The organism is Piscinibacter sp. (genome assembly GCF_050175855.1).
Lineage (GTDB): Bacteria > Pseudomonadota > Gammaproteobacteria > Burkholderiales > Burkholderiaceae_C > Piscinibacter.
This window is the reverse complement of the sequence record NZ_JBFXIO010000526.1, coordinates 1-2,892: the sequence shown is the minus strand read 5'-3', so window position 1 is coordinate 2,892 and position 2,892 is coordinate 1. Positions and strand designations below refer to the sequence as shown.

The following is a 2,892-nucleotide window of genomic DNA, read 5'->3' as shown; positions in this document are numbered from 1 at the left end:
CAGGCTGGCGGCGCGGCCGTCGTGGAACAGCGCGCCGACGAAGGCGACGTTGAGCAGCGTCGGCGCATTGCGCCGCAGGCTCACGCCGTTCATGCCCACCGAGGTGCGCGCCTCGTTGACGGTGAAACCCTGCTCGGGCACGTGGCACATCGCGCACGACAGCGTGCCGTTGGCCGACAGCCGCCGGTCGAAGAACAGCTGCCGGCCGAGCGCCACCTGCGCCGCCGGCGGCGGCTTCAGATCGGGCAGGCCGAGCGACGAATCGGCCGCTGCGGCCCCGGCGAAGCCCACGACCAGCGCCAGCGCAACGAGGCCTCGCCTCACGGCTTCAATGCGGCACGTTCGAGCGAGAGCGTGCGCAGGTCGTTGAGCATCGCCTCGGGCGCCAGCGTGGCCACGCTGTAGATCTCGCGCACCTGCAGCTGGTCGTCGATGAGGAAGAGCTTGAGCAGGTGGTTGAGCGTGCGCGCCGGCCGGCCGCGTTCGTCGGTCTCCACCGTCACGTCCTGGCCGAAGCCGTCGAGCAGCGGCAGCAGCGCCGGCACCGAGCGGGTGGTCAGGAAGCGCCAGCGCACCCGTGCATCGCGTGCACGCTCGCCGCCGTACAGGCGCATCTGCTGCGGCGTGTCGTGGCTGGGGTCGAAGCTCAGGCTGACCAGCTGCGACACCGCCGCCAGCGGCGCCTCGGCGCGCAGCGCTGCGTGCAGCCCTTCCATTGCCGCCCAGGCCTTGGGGCAGCCCTCGGGGTCGCGACAGTAGGTGTACATGAAGGACAGCACCGTCAGCCGCCCGGCCAGCAGGCGGTGCAGGCGGTGGGCGCGGCCATCGACGTCGAGCACCTCGCCGTCGGGGGCCCTGATGATGCGCGGCAGGCGGTAGCTGCCCGGCGCGGGCAGGCGCGACACGTCGACCGGCGCGCGCGGCGCCGGCCCGGTGGCGGCATCGCTGGCCGCGCGCACGCCGGCGTGCGCCGCCAGCAGCGCCAGCGGCGCGTGCAGCCGCCAGCGCCGCGCGGCCTTCACTGCTGCGCCACCTTCACGGCGGTGGAGGCCAGCGACTGCCCGGCCGGGCGCGCGGTGAACTTCATGTGGTGCGCGCGACCGAGCTTGAGCTTGGCGAAGTCGACCTCGAACTTCTGCACCAGCTCCTTGCCGTCCCAGTCGTAGGCGCGCAGCACCTGCTCGTTGTCGTCGCCCTTCTTGTCCCAGTTGGCCAGCAGCGACGAGGTGATGTAGATGCGCTTGCCGTCCCAGCTCTGCGAGACCATGTTCACCTGCTTGCCGGTGACCTTCGAGTAGGTCTGCTTCGGCGCCTCCGGGTTGCTCATGTCGAAGTAGCGTGTGGTGCCGTCCATGAAGGTGTTGACCCACAGGCCCTTGCCGTCGGCGGTGATGCTGATGTCCACCGGCAGCGGGATCTTGGCCGGGTCGCCGATGGTGGCCACGTCCTTCGCCTGCCACTGGCCGCCGGCGTCCTGCTTGATCAGCCAGATCTTGGACGTGAGCGCCGAGGCCGTGACGGCCCAGTTGTCGCCGTCCTTGAGCGACCAGCGGATCTCCAGCGGCGCGCCCGGCACGCTCATCACCTGCTGCGGCTTCATCGCCTTCACGTCCCAGGCCACCATGGTGTTGCCGAAGCGCTTCATCGCCTCGCCGTCCTTCACCAGCTTGCCGAGGTCCATCATGTAGTTGTTCCAGCCGGTGAAACTGGAGGTGAGCATGGTGTTCTTGCCCGGATTGATGGCGATGTCGTAGCCGTAGCCGTCGCCCTTGGCGCCGCCGACCTCGCCGGTGGGCATGGCGATCTTCTCGATGATGTCGCCCTTGTTGTTAAACATCACCAGGCCGGTCGCTCCGCCGTGGTCGCGCGTGTTCGACAGCGCCTGCACCAGCATGCGCCCGGGCATCGCGTAGAAGGTGTGCGGGCCGACGAAGCCGGTCTTCGCGGCCATGTTGGCGATGGTCTTCACCAGCTTCGGCTTGTCGGGCCGCTGCATGTCGAAGACGAAGATCTTGTTGTCGTCGAGCCGGCCGGCCCAGAGATAGCGGCGGTCGTCGGTGAAGCCCATGTGGTGCGCCTCGCCGCGGCCGGGCACCGAGATCTTGTGGATCACCCGGCCGTAGCGCTTGCTCTCCGGGTTGGCGTCGATGGTGACGAGCTTGTCGTTGCCGTCGCCCATGCCCTTGACGCCCAGCGTCCAGACGTGGACGAAGTCTTCCTGACCCTTGATCAGCCCCGCCATGTAGGGCGAGTTGCAGGTCTCGTCGGCCTGGGCGGGCAGCGCCAGGACGGATGCGGCCAGTAGGGCGATTGCGCGGATCTTGAGTCGCATGCTTGTCTCCTCGGTGGTGTTGTCGTCGGAGATGCGCGGGCAGGACGGCCCCGCGGCATCGCGCGTTTCTTGTACCACCGGGCGCGCCACGACACAAACCGCAACGGACGAGCAACATCCAGACGTTACGATCGCGCACGTTTCGGCACCGAAGGAGCATCACCATGGCCCATCTCCTGCACCGCGTCGCCCTCGCGGCCCTCGTCGGCGCCGGCGTGACCGCGCCCGCCTGGGCCGACCCGGCCTCGTCCGCATCGTCGGCCTCGTCGGCCGGCTCGCAGAGCTCGGCCAGCATCTCGAACTCCATCCAGGGCTCGAGCAACAGCTCGTCGGGCAAGACCAACGTGGCCGAGGGCGAGTACCGCATCATCGAGGTGGCCGAGGTGGCCGGGCAGCCCGGCACTCAGCGCTTGACGCTGCATGCCGTCAAGCCCGCCGGCACGCCCGACGACGAGTTCTATCTCTACCTGCCGCAGCAGGTGGTCGACCAGGGCAGGCTCGCCACCGGCGGCACGGTGCTCGCCAAGCACAAGCCCTACGGCCTGGAGTTCGCCCATGCC

Annotated in this window: 4 protein-coding genes; 1 reads left to right on the top strand and 3 read right to left on the bottom strand. The window is 69.3% G+C overall.

Going from position 1 to position 2,892, the window contains the following annotated elements:
* From AB7U92_RS25140 to AB7U92_RS25130, 3 genes are all read right to left on the bottom strand, one after another.
* Positions 1 to 324 (bottom strand): cytochrome-c peroxidase (locus AB7U92_RS25140; RefSeq protein WP_428583279.1); only part of this gene is annotated, 324 nt, incomplete at its 3' end.
* Positions 321 to 1,022, bottom strand: a complete 702-nt coding sequence (locus AB7U92_RS25135; RefSeq protein ID WP_428583277.1) for an SCO family protein — start codon at positions 1,020 to 1,022, stop codon at positions 321 to 323. The genes AB7U92_RS25135 and AB7U92_RS25140, both read right to left, overlap by 4 nt.
* A complete protein-coding gene (locus tag AB7U92_RS25130) occupies positions 1,019 to 2,332 on the bottom strand; it encodes a selenium-binding protein SBP56-related protein (protein WP_428583275.1) in 1,314 nt (437 codons plus the stop codon). Before AB7U92_RS25130 ends, AB7U92_RS25135 begins: the two co-directional genes overlap by 4 nt.
* Positions 2,333 to 2,496: 164 nt before the next feature.
* On the opposite strand from AB7U92_RS25130, the gene AB7U92_RS25125 reads away from it, so the two are divergent.
* Positions 2,497 to 2,892, top strand: a 396-nt coding sequence (locus AB7U92_RS25125) for a hypothetical protein (RefSeq protein ID WP_428583273.1), incomplete at its 3' end; no start/stop codon positions are given.